Origin of the sequence: Chryseobacterium sp. SIMBA_038 (assembly GCF_046535115.1) — a bacterium.
Taxonomy (GTDB): Bacteria; Bacteroidota; Bacteroidia; order Flavobacteriales; family Weeksellaceae; genus Chryseobacterium.
In genome coordinates this window covers 567,933-581,260 of record NZ_JAWRXH010000002.1, presented here as the reverse complement: position 1 = coordinate 581,260, position 13,328 = coordinate 567,933, and the positions used below count along the sequence as shown (strand labels likewise).

At 33.7% G+C, this 13,328-nt stretch carries 17 protein-coding genes; 12 read left to right on the top strand and 5 right to left on the bottom strand.

Annotated features, from left to right (window positions below; all coding sequences use genetic code 11):
- Positions 1-130: 130 nt before the first annotated feature.
- The 8 genes from SB689_RS08905 to SB689_RS08870 all read left to right on the top strand — a co-directional run bounded on the left by SB689_RS08905 (position 131) and on the right by SB689_RS08870 (position 7,271).
- A complete protein-coding gene (locus tag SB689_RS08905) occupies positions 131-2,374 on the top strand; it encodes a TonB-dependent receptor (RefSeq protein ID WP_410691772.1) in 2,244 nt (747 codons plus the stop codon).
- A 94-nt stretch (positions 2,375-2,468) separates the two neighbouring features.
- Positions 2,469-3,122 carry a hypothetical protein gene (locus tag SB689_RS08900; RefSeq protein WP_066753981.1) on the top strand — a complete coding sequence of 218 codons (654 nt, stop codon included), beginning with the start codon at positions 2,469-2,471 and terminating at the stop codon, positions 3,120-3,122.
- A gap of 138 nt (positions 3,123-3,260) precedes the next feature.
- Positions 3,261-4,577, top strand: a complete 1,317-nt coding sequence (locus tag SB689_RS08895) for a 2TM domain-containing protein (protein WP_410691771.1) — start codon at positions 3,261-3,263, stop codon at positions 4,575-4,577.
- An 11-nt stretch (positions 4,578-4,588) separates the two neighbouring features.
- The gene (locus SB689_RS08890; protein WP_410691769.1) at positions 4,589-4,891 is read left to right on the top strand and encodes a 2TM domain-containing protein; all 303 of its coding nucleotides are present in this window, start codon (positions 4,589-4,591) and stop codon (positions 4,889-4,891) included.
- 78 nt (positions 4,892-4,969) lie between these two features.
- On the top strand, positions 4,970-5,539 hold the full coding sequence (locus SB689_RS08885; RefSeq protein WP_410691768.1) for a methyltransferase family protein: 570 nt from the start codon (positions 4,970-4,972) through the stop codon (positions 5,537-5,539).
- A gap of 333 nt (positions 5,540-5,872) precedes the next feature.
- Positions 5,873-6,166 carry a 2TM domain-containing protein gene (locus tag SB689_RS08880; protein WP_410691767.1) on the top strand — a complete coding sequence of 98 codons (294 nt, stop codon included), beginning with the start codon at positions 5,873-5,875 and terminating at the stop codon, positions 6,164-6,166.
- 33 nt (positions 6,167-6,199) lie between these two features.
- Positions 6,200-6,475 carry a 2TM domain-containing protein gene (locus SB689_RS08875; protein ID WP_410691766.1) on the top strand — a complete coding sequence of 92 codons (276 nt, stop codon included), beginning with the start codon at positions 6,200-6,202 and terminating at the stop codon, positions 6,473-6,475.
- 52 nt (positions 6,476-6,527) lie between these two features.
- On the top strand, positions 6,528-7,271 hold the full coding sequence (locus tag SB689_RS08870) for a LytR/AlgR family response regulator transcription factor (protein ID WP_410691765.1): 744 nt from the start codon (positions 6,528-6,530) through the stop codon (positions 7,269-7,271).
- 3 nt (positions 7,272-7,274) lie between these two features.
- On the opposite strand, the gene SB689_RS08865 is transcribed toward SB689_RS08870, so the two are convergent.
- Positions 7,275-7,838: a hypothetical protein gene (locus SB689_RS08865; RefSeq protein WP_410691764.1), complete on the bottom strand. Its 564-nt coding sequence runs from the start codon at positions 7,836-7,838 to the stop codon at positions 7,275-7,277.
- Between the two features lie 119 nt (positions 7,839-7,957).
- Here SB689_RS08865 and SB689_RS08860 point away from each other — a divergent pair, with 119 nt between their 5' ends.
- Both SB689_RS08860 and SB689_RS08855 read left to right on the top strand, forming a co-directional pair.
- Complete coding sequence (locus SB689_RS08860; RefSeq protein ID WP_410691763.1) at positions 7,958-8,692, top strand: glycine-rich domain-containing protein; 735 nt, start codon at positions 7,958-7,960, stop codon at positions 8,690-8,692.
- A 16-nt stretch (positions 8,693-8,708) separates the two neighbouring features.
- Positions 8,709-9,059 carry a hypothetical protein gene (locus tag SB689_RS08855; protein ID WP_410691762.1) on the top strand — a complete coding sequence of 117 codons (351 nt, stop codon included), beginning with the start codon at positions 8,709-8,711 and terminating at the stop codon, positions 9,057-9,059.
- A gap of 73 nt (positions 9,060-9,132) precedes the next feature.
- Here SB689_RS08855 and SB689_RS08850 read toward each other — a convergent pair whose 3' ends face one another.
- From SB689_RS08850 to SB689_RS08840, 3 genes are all read right to left on the bottom strand, one after another.
- Positions 9,133-9,339: a hypothetical protein gene (locus SB689_RS08850; RefSeq protein WP_410691761.1), complete on the bottom strand. Its 207-nt coding sequence runs from the start codon at positions 9,337-9,339 to the stop codon at positions 9,133-9,135.
- Positions 9,340-9,432: 93 nt separating this feature from the next.
- Positions 9,433-10,203 carry an SDR family oxidoreductase gene (locus SB689_RS08845; RefSeq protein ID WP_410691760.1) on the bottom strand — a complete coding sequence of 257 codons (771 nt, stop codon included), beginning with the start codon at positions 10,201-10,203 and terminating at the stop codon, positions 9,433-9,435.
- Between the two features lie 11 nt (positions 10,204-10,214).
- The gene (locus SB689_RS08840; RefSeq protein ID WP_410691759.1) at positions 10,215-10,970 is read right to left on the bottom strand and encodes an SDR family NAD(P)-dependent oxidoreductase; all 756 of its coding nucleotides are present in this window, start codon (positions 10,968-10,970) and stop codon (positions 10,215-10,217) included.
- A 106-nt stretch (positions 10,971-11,076) separates the two neighbouring features.
- Here SB689_RS08840 and SB689_RS08835 point away from each other — a divergent pair, with 106 nt between their 5' ends.
- A complete protein-coding gene (locus SB689_RS08835) occupies positions 11,077-11,430 on the top strand; it encodes a winged helix-turn-helix transcriptional regulator (RefSeq protein WP_066753955.1) in 354 nt (117 codons plus the stop codon).
- A gap of 56 nt (positions 11,431-11,486) precedes the next feature.
- Here the strand turns inward: SB689_RS08835 and mnmA are convergent, their stop codons facing one another.
- Positions 11,487-12,674, bottom strand: a complete 1,188-nt coding sequence (mnmA, locus tag SB689_RS08830) for a tRNA 2-thiouridine(34) synthase MnmA (RefSeq protein ID WP_410691758.1) — start codon at positions 12,672-12,674, stop codon at positions 11,487-11,489.
- A gap of 115 nt (positions 12,675-12,789) precedes the next feature.
- Here mnmA and SB689_RS08825 point away from each other — a divergent pair, with 115 nt between their 5' ends.
- Positions 12,790-13,317 carry a hypothetical protein gene (locus SB689_RS08825; protein ID WP_410691757.1) on the top strand — a complete coding sequence of 176 codons (528 nt, stop codon included), beginning with the start codon at positions 12,790-12,792 and terminating at the stop codon, positions 13,315-13,317.
- Positions 13,318-13,328 lie beyond the last annotated feature (11 nt).

The following is a 13,328-nucleotide window of genomic DNA, read 5'->3' as shown; positions in this document are numbered from 1 at the left end:
CTTTATAATCTTACCCTTTTTTATGTTAAATAGGCTGTTTTTACAATTCAGTCTGTAAATTTTACCGTTCGGAAAGAAAAAATTAGCAGATCTAAATTTTCAGATTAATTTTGGAATCAAATTAAGACCAATGAAAACACAGGGACAAAAATTATTATTTCTCATCACCTTTTTCTCATTTATCTTGAGTTATTCTCAGATAAAGGTTTCAGGAAAAGTGACCTTTCGAAATAAAGGAGTAAGTGATGTAAATGTCACACTTAAAAACACTTACGATGGAGCAACTACAGATGCAAACGGTAATTTTACATTTGAAACTTCTGAAAAAGGGAATCAGATATTAAGCTTTACCCATTCAAAATATAATGATGTTGAAAAACCGATTGTTATTGATAATCAGGATGTTTCAGTAAATGCAGAGTTGAAGGAACAAATCAACGAAATCGATGCTGTGGTGGTTTCTGCAGGCTCAATCGAGGCGAGCGACAAGAAAAGAGCAACCGCTTTATTAACGCCAATTGATATTTATACGACAGCAGGAGCAGACGGGCAGATTTCATCGGCCTTAAATTATCTTCCAGGCGTTCAGAAAGTAGGCGAAACAGAAGGATTGTTCATCCGAGGAGGCACAGGAACAGAATCTAAAATTTTTATGGATGGAAGTTTAATTAATAACTATTTCTCCAGTTCAGTTCCGGGAATTGCAGGAAGAGATCGTTTTAACACCTCTCTTTTTAAAGGAAATGTGTTTTCGAGCGGAGGATATTCTGCGTTGTATGGGCAGGCTCTTTCCGGTGCCTTAATGCTGGAAAGTGTTGATCTTCCGGATCAGAGTTCTTATGATTTTGGGATTTCTCCGATTTTTTTAAGTGCGGGATTCCAAAAATTGGGTGAAGATAAAAATCATTCATACGGAGCAACTTTGGGATATTCAAATTTAAATCTGATGCAGGAAGTTCTGAATTTTAATACAGATTTTATTGATGCACCTCAAGGCGTAAATGCTGATGCCAACTTCAGAATCAAAACAAAATCTGGTGGATTTTTCAAATATTACGGAATGTACGACACCAACAGTATGGGCGTAAAAACAGAAAGCTTAGAAGCTGATAATCAGTTTTCTTTAATTAAATTGAAAGGGAAAAACACTTATCATAATTTATCTTTCAAGCAAAAATTCGGGAGATATCTTTTAAATGCAGGAACTTCTTATTCATTCAACAGAACGGATCTTAATTTTTCAACAGAATATAATGAAATTGAAGCTGATAAGATGAGGTTGCTCACAGACGGAAATTACATCAATCTAAAAGCCGTTTTAGAAAGAAAAATAAACAAGATCAGCGCCTTAAGAGGAGGTTTTGAATTAAACAGCACCGACGAAAAACTCTCTTTTGAAGAAATAAATAAACATTATAAAGACCTTATTTCATCCGTTTTTGTTGAAACAGATTTAGGTTTCAGCAATCAATTGTCAGCGAAAATAGGAGTGAGGGCAGAAAATTCATCTTTCCTCGGCAAAACGAATTTTGCACCGCGTATCGCACTGGCGTATCGTTTGGCTAAATACTGGACAACCTCTTTCGCGTACGGATTGTTCTATCAAAATCCTGAAAGTAAATACATTAACGGTCCCGCAAATCTTGATTTTCAAAAATCTCAACATTATATTTTGCAGGTTCAGAGAACGACGGATGGCAGAAGTTTAAGATTTGAGGCTTTTTACAAGAAATATGATCAACTGATTAAAGTTTCAAACCTTGGATTTAATAATAATCAAAATCAACCCGTTCAAACAGCAGATAACAACAACGGATTCGGTTATGCAAAAGGATTGGAGCTGTTTTGGAGAGATAAAAAAACATTCGACAATATTGATTATTGGATCAGTTATTCGTTCCTCGATTCAAAAAGAGATTTTATGAATTATCCGATAAGCTTAAAGCCAAACTTCGCATCAGAACACACACTTTCTGCGGTTGCGAAGAGATTTATTCCAAAGTGGAAATTAGGAGTTAATCTTTCTTATACATACGCAAAAGGGCGACCTTATTATGATTTTGCAACGAAGGATGTGAACGGCGAGACGATTAATTATACAAGAAATGAAGGAAGATTGAAGGATTATAATGCACTTAATTTAAGTTTTAATTATCTTCCGAACCTTGGAAAAAAAGACGCCAAAGCATTCACTGTTTTTGTATTGAGTGTTTCAAACGTTTTAGGATCAAAAAATGTCTACGGATATAACTTTTCGTCAGACGGATCAAGAAGTTCTGCAGTAGTTCCTCCGGTGAATACTTTTATCTTTATTGGCGCATTTATAAGCTTTGGAGTTGATAAAACTCAGGATGCGATTAATAATAATTTGTAAAAATCTAAACAATCTGTATTTTTAATGATTTAATTATATTGATTAAATACATATCTTTGAATAAAATATAAACTAACCTCAAAAATTAGAAATAATGAAGAAATATCTATTAAGTTTTGCTTTAGCTTTTATGGGCTTAACGGCATTTGGTCAGACAGCTTACGAAAAATCAATGACTGAAAAAGTTGCTAAGCTGGAAACAGTGAAATCGGCGGAAGATTTTCAGACGTTGGCCAATGATTTCGAAAGAATATCTAGAATAGACCAAAACCAATGGTTGCCGGTTTACTACATTGCTTATTCTTATATCCAAAAAGGGAGAGCGCAGATGAACGCAGGTAAAAAAGATGAATTATTAACGTATTCAGGAGCTGCTGAAAAATATTTGATGCAAGCTGAAAGTATTGCTGGGAAAGACAATTCTGAGATCCATTTATTGAAAAAAATGGCATATTCTTTAAGAATGATGGAGAATCCTCAACAAAGATATATGACAGACGGTGTGAAGGCTGCAGAAGAGCTTAAAACTGCTGAACAGCTAGATCCAACCAACCCAAGAATTGCTTTGATCAAAGCTGAGGACATGTATTTTACTCCTGAGCAATATGGAGGAAGCAAAACAAAGGGAATTGAGCTTTTCAAACAGGCTTTGGAGAAATTTAATGCTTTCAAACCGAAATCTGCATTAGATCCAAACTGGGGAAAAGGAGAGGCTCAGTATTTCATCAGCCAAGGTGCTAAGAAATAAAAAAAACTTACAATATTATAAACCTTCCAGATCATGGAAGGTTTTTTTGTGCAGTTCAGTTATTGAAAATGACGGTTCGGTGAGAAATAATTTTTAATACCTTTAATTAAAACTAATTTTGACCTAAGAAATTCAATCATGAAACGCAAAAATCTTATCACCTTACTTTGGATATCATTGGTTACCTCAATGTTCTTCTTTATCTTTTTTACAGATGAAAAAAACGTTGAAAATTTTTTACTGACCGTATTGATATCTTTCATGTATTCGTTCGTTTTAGGTGCAGGAAATGGCTTGATTAATGATTTTCTTAATAAAAAATTTCCTTGGTCTGAGGCTACAACAAAAAGGGCGGCCATAAGCATTGTTTCGATTCTTATTGCGAATATTATTTTAGTCTATTTCTGCAATTATGTGAATTTTGTACTTATTCAAAAAGCGGTAAATACGGCAGAATATTTTTCAGGAAGATATAATTTCATCAATTGGTTTACGATAAATGTTGCCTTGCTGATCTCCGCTTTTCTTCATGCGAGAGGTTTCATGGAAGAACTCAAAAAAACATCTAAAAAAGAGGTTGTGGAGCAGAAGCTGATTGCAAAATCTGCCAATGCACAATTTGAAAGCTTAAAAAACCAACTGGATCCGCATTTCCTTTTTAATTCATTAAATGTTTTAAGTTCATTAATTGATGAAAATCCAAGACAGGCGCAGAAGTTTACTGCTTCAATGTCAAAGATTTACAGATACGTTTTAGAACAGAAAGATAAAGAATTAGTTACGGTTGAAGACGAAATAGAATTTGCAAAAACCTATTGCGATCTCTTAAAAACCAGATTTGAAGACAGCGTAGATTTTGTTTTTGATGTCAATAAAGAAGATTACAGAAGATTTGTTGTTCCGCTTTCGCTGCAATTGCTGTTGGAGAACTGTATCAAACATAATTTTGCGACTTCTTCAAAACCATTAATTATTAAGGTTTTTTCTGAAAATGATACGCTTTGTATTGAAAATAATCTTCAGGTACGCGAGCAGATGAAAGAGAGCGCAGGAATCGGATTGTCGAATATTGTTCAGCGTTATTCTCTGCTGACAAAAAAGAATGTTTATATCGAAAAATCCGAAGATTATTTTAAAGTAAAACTTCCGATATTATTAGCTAAACCTAACGAAACGAGTATAAAAGTTGAAGATAATGACAAGGCTTACGAAAGAGCCAAAAAAAGAGTAAAAGAGATCAAAAGTTTTTACGGAAACCTTACTTCGTATTGTATTATTATCCCGTTTTTGATCATTGTAAATCTTATTACCAATCCAAAACACATCTGGTTTTATTTTCCAATGTTAGGCTGGGGAATCGGAATTATTGCGCATGGAATGAGTGTTTTTGCAATCGGTAAAGGCTGGGAAGAAAAAAAGATCAGAGAGATTTTAGAAAAACAAGATAAAAGATAAAAACTACTAATATGGAAAATATAGATCAAAACGACCTTCGTTACAAGGAAGCGGAAAGAAAAGTGAAAAAAATAAAGAATTTTTACGTTTTCACTTTCATTTATTTTGCGGTGAATATTTTTATTTTATTTCTAAATTACAGAGAATTAGAACCCGGACAAACCATTTGGAGCCTTAAATATTTCTCTCTCCCAATATTCTGGGGAATCGGAGTTGTCGGCTACGGAATGAGTGTTTTTTTACCCGGATTTTTACTCGGAAACAACTGGGAAGAGAAAAAAATAAAAGAACTCATGGACAAGGAGAAACATTAATTTCACTATTTTTATACAGCACAATTTTTATTGTGCTTTTTTTATTTCACGAAACTAATCACCAAAAACAAAATAATTATGAAAACTCTGTACGTTATCTATTTTGCATTAATGCTCTTTTGGTTCGTCAATGAAATTTATTATTCCTTAAAATTAAAAGCAGGAAAAGACGACAAAAAAGTAAAAAATAAAGTGAATCTCACAAAGATCTGGATATTATTTACTTTCTGCTTTTTCTGTCCGATGTTGATTGCAAAGTTTACAGATTTCACCATTTTAAGAACAGAAGGGATTCTATTTTTAGGAATCGGATTACTTATTTTAGGAGTATTTTTAAGACTTTCCGTCATTCGGTTTCTAGGAAAATATTTCACCGTAGAACTCGCCATTAAAAATGATCATAAACTCATAAAACAAGGATTTTACAGATTTGTAAGACATCCTTCTTATACCGGAGTTTTGTTGGGATTAATTGGTTCCGGGTTGTTTTTAAATAATTGGCTCTCATTAATTGTTGCCTTTTTACCCATGTTTTTAATGATTATTGATAGAATAAAAACCGAAGAAAATGCTTTGATTCAACAATTTGGAAACGAGTATCTGGAGTATAAGAAAAGTACTAAGAAACTGATTCCGTTTATTTATTAGTTGAAATTTATTGCGGATGCTTCGACTTCGCTCAGCATGACATTGCTAAAAATGTACTATTAAATTAGAGCAGTTAGTATTAGAAATGTCATGCTGAGCGAAGTCGAAGCATTTTTATATAAACCAATTTAATTAAGCAGAAAATTACACCCAATCATCTGCGTAAATCTGTGAAATCTGCGGGAATTAAAAAATCTCATTTCCATTAATCAAACATTTTTACATTTCAGTATCCATTTTCTACCGCTCGGTAACATAAAGTTGATTGGAAGCTCTTTATTGACCTAAATTTGAATCAACAAAAACAAACAAAACAATTAAAATTAACATCATATGGAAACTTTCGAAAACAAAGAGAACCGAGCTTATAGAAAAGCAGAAAGAAGAGTAAAAGAATTAAAAGGATTCTATGGAAATCTTACTTCTTATTGTCTTGTAATTCCTTTTTTATTGGTTCTTAACCTTTTAACTTCTCCTGATCATTTATGGTTTTACTGGCCGATGCTAGGATGGGGAATGGGTCTTGCAGCACACGGAATCAACGTCTTCGGGATCGGAAAAAACTGGGAAGAAAAAAAGATCAAGGAATTGATGGATGAAGAAAGAAAAAACGTAAAAACACTTTAATAAATAAATAATAATCATTTAAAAATCAATATCATGAATTATAATCAAGCAGAGCAAAGAGTAAAAGAACTTAAAAAATTCTATAAAGGTATATTTTGGTTCGCAATCATTACAGGATTCGTTTTCTTAGACGATATTTTTGAAAAAGGAACATTTGATTTCTCACTTTTCGACGGCTCAATTATTTTAGGAATCTGGGGAATTATTTTAACGGTAAAAGCGGTAAAATTATTTATTTTTGATTCTGAATGGGAAAAAGAAGTGATGGAAAAGGAGATTAGAAAATCAAAAGAACCAATAAACTTTTAATACCTGAGAACTTTTATTTAATTTTAATTCCAAATTAAAAAACTAAAAATCAATGATCAAAACTGTCATTATCGAAGACGAAAAACCTGCAGCAAGAAAGATAGAAAGAATGTTGAGTTTGTTTCCTGAATTACAGGTTGTTGCTAGTATTGAATCTGTGGAAGACGGAGTAAAATGGTTCTCTGAAAATGAGCATCCGCAACTTATCTTTTCAGACATCGTTTTGGGTGACGGTTTATCGTTTGATATTTTTGAAAAAGTTCCTACAAAAGGATTTATCATCTACACGACAGCATTTGATCAGTATACATTGAAAGCCTTTAAACTGAATAGCATCGATTATCTTTTAAAACCAATTTTAGAAGAAGATCTTGCCGGAGCTATTGAAAAATTCAAATCATTTCTTCCATCAGGAAATTCGGTTACTTCTCAGGAAATTAAGCAGTTAATTAAGAAAGATAAGACTACACTTTCCAGAGTTTTGGTTAAGATTGGGTATAATTTGAAGATCGTTCAGACAAGCGAAATAAGTTGTTTTTTCAGTGAAAATAAGATCGTTTATCTGCAAACAGAAGACAGAACTTATCCTTCAGATTTTACTTTGGATGAACTGGAAGATGTGCTGGATGAAAAGAAATTTTTCCGTGCAAACAGGCAATTCATTATTAGCTCAGATTACATTAAAAATATTCACACTTCCCCAAACTATAAAGTAGAATTGGAGTTTCAACCTCAGGAAGAAATTACGGTAAGCCGTGATCGTGTGAAAGATTTTAAAGACTGGTTAGTAGGTTAATTTTTAGCCAAAGACACCGCTTCTTTCTATAAAATATTCGCCAGAGGTTTCGGATTTGTAGATTTCCATTGCAGAGCGCCAGATTCGGTCGTCTTTTGCCTGTAAAATGTTTTCCGGAAGATTTCTGTTGTAAGAATACCAACAGCCTACCAAACGATCCAAAAGAACGGTGTTTTGCTTGGCGTTATTCATATTGATTCTCAGATCATTAAAATTAAATGCTTCTGTATTTGAATTAATAAAATCTATGTAATTTGAATATCCCAACACCTTAACAATAAGGCTTAATTTTGCCAAATTGGGTTTGCTTAAAACTGCATTTTCATTTTGATAATATTTCTTTAGTTTGTTGATTATCAAATGTTCATAAAGGTAGTTTGAACCTAGCAATTCCGGTTCTTTCTTTATGCTTTTTTCTGTGTTGTCATTGACAATTAAATCATTAAGTTCTGCAACAATGTATGACCACTCGGTTTTTGTGACATCTTCCCAATTATTTTTCTTTAAAAAATGGAGACTTAAGAAATTCATTAATTTCTCAAGGTGTAAGATATCTTCTTTTTTCATTTGTTTATTTTAATTTTATAAGACTAATTTAAGATTTTTTTACAACTAAAAAAGATTATTGTAAGACTTTTATATTTTTTAATCCATCCAAATTTGAGTAGAAAATAAAAGTTAAAACAATGGAAACAAAAATGTTATTACAGAACGATTCTCTCTGGAACAGACTTCAGAACTTTTCGTTAGATGCTCCCAATGTTGATTTTCCTTTCTCAAAAAAATTAGCAAAAGAAGAAAACTGGAGTGTAGATTTTACTAAAAAAGCGATAGAAGAGTATAAAAAATTCGTTTATCTCTGCTGTGTTCTACCAAATGGCGCTTCACCAAGCGAAATTGTAGATAAGGTTTGGCACATGCATCTTATTTACACTCAAAATTATTGGGAAGAATTTTGTCCGGATATTCTGAAAAGAAAACTCCATCATCATCCATCAAAAGGAGGTTTTATAGAAAAAGATAAACATCAGAACTGGTTTTCAGATACTTTAAAAAACTACAAAGAAATTTTTAACCAAGACGCACCAGAAGATATCTGGAGTAATACAATTAAAAAACCTCAGCATAAAAAATCATGGTTCAAAGGACTGAGGATTGCCACTTTAATTGGTCTTTTATTGATGGTTTATTCCTGCTCCGACAATACGCTTAATACACTGACAATCTTTGTTGCAGTGATTATAATCTTTTTTCTTTTTATAAGTTTGGCCTCAACGGTTTTAGAGGCAAATACTCCAAAAGATCAGGATAAAAATGGTAACAGTAATGCTGACAGTGGCGGTTGCAGTGGCGGTGGTGGAAGTTGTAGCGGTGGCGGTTGTGGCGGTTGTGGCGGAGGATGTGGTGGTTGCGGAGGATAATCAAAAAAGGTTAACGATGAAAAAGATAATCATTTACACAGTTCCGTTTATCGTAAGCTTAATTTGGCTTATTGCAAACAAAAATACCTTTAATCCGATTTCCTTAAAAGGCCCGGATTTCCTGAAATTCTATTTGATTCTTTTGCTTGGATTTTATGCTTCAGTTTTCCTTTTAAAATCATTAAAAGAAACAGTTTCTAAAACTACATTTTACTTCATGATTTCGATTTTAGTTTTGGGAATTGTAAAATTACTTAGAGGAATTTTTTTAGGAAAACCTGTAGGTTTTTTAATTATGATTTTAATTTTAGAAGTTATTGTTATGTTGTTTCTTAATTTATCTGAATTAAAGCAAAAGATTAAATAATTATTTTTGAATTATTTCAAAAAAATAAACCCGAAACAAACTGCTTCGGGCTTCTTATAATTTATCTGGAAATTTACTTTTCTTCCGTCTCTTTGGCTGTTTTATAACCGTATTCTTTACACATGTAGTAAGTAATTCCTAACAGAAGAATGCTTAATAGCAAGTGTGATTTTTCGGGATGCACGATCGCTTGGTAAAGATTATATCCAAAAACGGCAGATACAATTCCGATTAATACTTGATTTGCTTGAGCGTACTGGTTTTTTAATGAAGTTTTCATGATTAATATTTTTAATTGTTATTTATCAAGTAAGTACAACAATTTGAAATATGTTACAGAAAAAAATTAATTACAAAATTATCTTCATTCAAATTATTTCATCAGACTGATATTGGTAAGCCCTCCATCTGCAAGGATTTCGGTTCCAACAACAAAAGTTGATTCATCTGATGCTAAAAACACGGCAGCATTTCCAATGTCCGATGGCAATCCCTGTCTGCCAACCGGAGTAATGTCTATCCATAACTGTTTTACCGCTTCCAATTGTTCTTCCGGGACAATTTTTCCGAAAACCGGGGTGTCAATAGAACCTGGTGAAAGGGCATTCACTCTAATTTTCTTCGGCAGTAAATCTAATGACAAACCTTTTGCTAATGATATGATAGCGGCTTTAGCAGCTCCATAAATGGCCATTCCCGGTGCGGCACGATGAGCAGCACTTGATCCGATAAGAATGATTGAAGCTCCTTCATTAAGATAAGGAAGTGCTTTTTGAACGGAAAAGTAGGCGCTTTTCAGGTTTAAGTCCATGTATTGATCATAACTTTTTTCTGTTACATCTTCAATACTTCCCAACGGAACGCCGTCAACAATACCTCCTGCATTCACTACCAAGAGGTCAATTTTTCCAAATTTTTCGGATGTTTTCTTAAAGACATTTTCCAGATCATCAAGATTGGTGACATCTCCTTTAATTCCGATAAATTCTGAACCTAAAGCTTCTACAGAACTGTTTAAGGTTGTCTCATTTCTACCCGTAATTGTACCAACCGCCCCTTCATTTTTGAATGATTCTGCAATACCAAATCCGATACCGCTGTTACCGCCGGTAATGACGGCTACTTTATTTTTTAATCTGTCCATTTTTTCAATTATTAAAAACCAAAAATTCCACCTGAAACGGCAATTTGTTCACCCGTAATCCATCCTGCATCATCAGAAGCAATAAATACGGCAGCTTTTGCAATGTCTTCCGGCTGTCCCGTGCGCCCGAGTGGTGTGTTGGATACAAACTTAGTTTCGGCTTCGCTACCGATGAATCCGGCAGTATGAGAACCTTCTGTTTCTACGATACCCGGCAAAATAGAATTGATTCGGATATTTCTGCCTGCAAATTCTTTTGATAAAGCAACGGTAAAAGCATCTAATGCTGTCTTTGTTGCAGAATATACTGAGCCTGTAGGCAACGGAGATCTGCTTGCGCCTGAACTGATATTGATGATATTTCCGCCTTTTTCACCAAATAGTTTTAATGCCGACTGAATCGCAAAAATAGAACCTAAAACATTGATGTTGAATTGCTGATGAAATGTTTCTGCCGATACCTGTTCGATAGGTTCATAGTTATAAATTCCGGCATTATTTACCAAAACATCCAATGTACCGAAAGCATTTTTTGTTTCATCAAAAAGTCTGATGACATCTGTTTCTTTCGACACATCGCCTTGTACGGCAATTGCAGTTCCACCAGAGTTGTTGATTTCGGTTACCACTTTATCTGCGTCAGCTTTACTTGAGGCATAATTAACGACAACTTTTGCGCCTTCTGCTGCAAAATATTTTGCGATTGAAGCACCTATTCCTTTTGAAGCACCTGTAACTACAGCTACTTTATTTTTTAATTTACTCATTGTTTTTGTTGTTTAAAAACTTAGGAGCAAAATTACCACATTGAAATTTATTTTAGTAACTTTGTAACTAAAAGTAACAGTAACCTCTAAGTAACAATGTAACCTTATGGAATGTAAACCTCTTGAAAAAGAACTTCATAAAAAGGAGATGATGGCCGTTCAGGATTCGATGGATGTGCTGAGCGGGAAATGGAAAATATCTATTATCTCCTCTATCTGCTATTACAATAAAAGACGATTTTCTGATATTCTGAATGATGTGGTTGGAATTTCCAACAAGATGCTGAGTAAAGAATTGAAAGAATTGGAAATCAATAAACTGATAAACCGTACAGTTTTGAATACTCAACCTGTAACGGTACAATATGAATTGACCAAACACGGCAAAACATTGCAGACAATCATTAATAATTTAACAGACTGGGGAATTGCTCATAGAAAGGAAATTATTGGGAAATAGTTTTAAGAAAATATCAAGCATAAAAAAAGACCTGAAAAGGTCTTTTAATATTTAGTTTAAGCAATTACTCCGCTTCCGATAAGTTCATCATCAAGATACCACGAGGCAAATTGTCCTTCTGCGATGGCAGATTGTGGATCTTCAAATTCCATATAAAAGGCATTTTTAAATTGGAAGATCGTTGCTTTCTGCAAAGTCTGTCTGTAACGGAATCTCGCCATTACTTCCATTGATTCTCCATTTTTCAGCCTTAGATCTTCGCGAACCCAGTGAAGTTCAGAATTATCAACTTTCAAGGCTTTTTTATGCAAACCTGGGAAGCTGTGACCTTCTCCAACGAAAATAATATTGTTTTCCATATCTCTGGATACAATAAAACAGCTTTCTTTATGTCCGCCGATTCCTAATCCTTTGCTTTGACCGATCGTGAAAAATTGGGCACCTTGATGCTTTCCGATCACTTTTCCGTCCGCTTTTTTATAATTGATTTTTTGACTTAAAAATTCTAACTCTTCTTCTTTTGAAGAAAATTCCGGCGTTTCCTGAGAAAACAAAGGAGAATCTTTGAAAATTTCTACAATTTCACCTTCTTTCGCAACCAATTGTTGTTGTAAAAACTGAGGAAGACTTACTTTTCCGATAAAACATAATCCTTGCGAATCTTTTTTATCAGCCGTAACCAATCCGATTTCTTTTGCAATTTCTCTTACTTCAGGTTTCGTTAATTCTCCGATAGGAAATAACGCTTTAGACAATTGATCCTGATTCAATTGACATAAAAAGTATGACTGATCTTTATTATTGTCTTTTCCAGCTAAAAGATGAAAAATCTCTTTTCCGTTCTCATCAAAAGTAGAATCTACTCTTGCATAATGTCCTGTCGCTACTTTATCTGCACCTAAAGACATCGCTGTTTTCATAAAAACATCAAATTTTACTTCTCTGTTGCACAAAACATCAGGATTTGGAGTTCTTCCTTTCTGATATTCGTCAAACATATAATCAACGATTCTTTCTTTGTAAAGATCGCTCATATCAATCACCTGAAACGGAATTCCCAACTTCTGGGCAACCATCAACGCATCATTACTGTCCTCTATCCAAGGGCATTCATCTTCTAACGTCACGGAAGCGTCGTTCCAGTTTCTCATAAACAAAGCCACGACCTCGTGACCTTGTTGCTGCAGCAAATATGCTGTAACACTGGAGTCTACACCTCCAGATAATCCTACTACTATTTTCATTTTATTTCAATTTTACGAAACTCTTAACGGGAGTTCTTAGTTTGATGCGGCAAAAATACAACTAAAAAAATTCGTAAAAAAACCATAATTTTAAACATCGATAAAAACAATTTATATGAAAAAGTTTATTATTCCTTTAGTGTTGATGCTTTCAGGATCGGCATTTTCTCAGGTTTCGGTAGGCACAACAGAACAAAATAATAACAAATGGACTTTCGGAGGCGGAATTGGAGTTGGTTTTGGAAGCCAAAGTTTGTTTTATTTACAGGCTTCACCAAGAGTAGGTTACAGGCTTACTGATGATTTGGAAGGAGGAGTCATTGGAAGTGTTTCCTGGCAGACTTCAGATTATTATCGCTCAACCATGTTCGGAGTTGGCCCGTTTTTGAATTATTATATTGCCAGAACGTTTTATTTAAGTGCTAATTATCAGCATTATTTTATCAATTATAAAGATAAATATTACGATTATAAAATGAATGAACAGGAAGATGCTTTGTATCTCGGAGGAGGGTATATGCAAAGAATCGGGAATAATTCTTTTATGCAGATTGGGGTAATGTATAATGTTCTCTGGAAAGAGAATTCAAGTATATTTTCTAGTGGTTTAGTTCCTAATATTGGATTTGTAGTTGGATTGTAAGATTAAAATTC

Bases quoted from the DNA above. Each gene is read 5' to 3' on its own strand.
- SB689_RS08880 (WP_410691767.1), top strand. From the start codon at position 5,873: ATGGAAACTTTCGAAAACAAAGAGAACCGAGCTTATAGAAAAGCAGAA.
- SB689_RS08895 (WP_410691771.1), top strand. From the start codon at position 3,261: ATGAAACGCAAAAATCTTATCACCTTACTTTGGATATCATTGGTTACC.
- SB689_RS08840 (WP_410691759.1), bottom strand. From the start codon at position 10,970: ATGAGTAAATTAAAAAATAAAGTAGCTGTAGTTACAGGTGCTTCAAAA.
- SB689_RS08870 (WP_410691765.1), top strand. From the start codon at position 6,528: ATGATCAAAACTGTCATTATCGAAGACGAAAAACCTGCAGCAAGAAAG.
- SB689_RS08900 (WP_066753981.1), top strand. From the start codon at position 2,469: ATGAAGAAATATCTATTAAGTTTTGCTTTAGCTTTTATGGGCTTAACG.
- SB689_RS08905 (WP_410691772.1), top strand. From the start codon at position 131: ATGAAAACACAGGGACAAAAATTATTATTTCTCATCACCTTTTTCTCA.
- SB689_RS08865 (WP_410691764.1), bottom strand. From the start codon at position 7,838: ATGAAAAAAGAAGATATCTTACACCTTGAGAAATTAATGAATTTCTTA.
- SB689_RS08855 (WP_410691762.1), top strand. From the start codon at position 8,709: ATGAAAAAGATAATCATTTACACAGTTCCGTTTATCGTAAGCTTAATT.
- SB689_RS08825 (WP_410691757.1), top strand. From the start codon at position 12,790: ATGAAAAAGTTTATTATTCCTTTAGTGTTGATGCTTTCAGGATCGGCA.
- SB689_RS08845 (WP_410691760.1), bottom strand. From the start codon at position 10,203: ATGGACAGATTAAAAAATAAAGTAGCCGTCATTACCGGCGGTAACAGC.
- SB689_RS08850 (WP_410691761.1), bottom strand. From the start codon at position 9,339: ATGAAAACTTCATTAAAAAACCAGTACGCTCAAGCAAATCAAGTATTA.
- SB689_RS08860 (WP_410691763.1), top strand. From the start codon at position 7,958: ATGGAAACAAAAATGTTATTACAGAACGATTCTCTCTGGAACAGACTT.
- SB689_RS08875 (WP_410691766.1), top strand. From the start codon at position 6,200: ATGAATTATAATCAAGCAGAGCAAAGAGTAAAAGAACTTAAAAAATTC.
- SB689_RS08890 (WP_410691769.1), top strand. From the start codon at position 4,589: ATGGAAAATATAGATCAAAACGACCTTCGTTACAAGGAAGCGGAAAGA.
- mnmA (WP_410691758.1), bottom strand. From the start codon at position 12,674: ATGAAAATAGTAGTAGGATTATCTGGAGGTGTAGACTCCAGTGTTACA.
- SB689_RS08835 (WP_066753955.1), top strand. From the start codon at position 11,077: ATGGAATGTAAACCTCTTGAAAAAGAACTTCATAAAAAGGAGATGATG.
- SB689_RS08885 (WP_410691768.1), top strand. From the start codon at position 4,970: ATGAAAACTCTGTACGTTATCTATTTTGCATTAATGCTCTTTTGGTTC.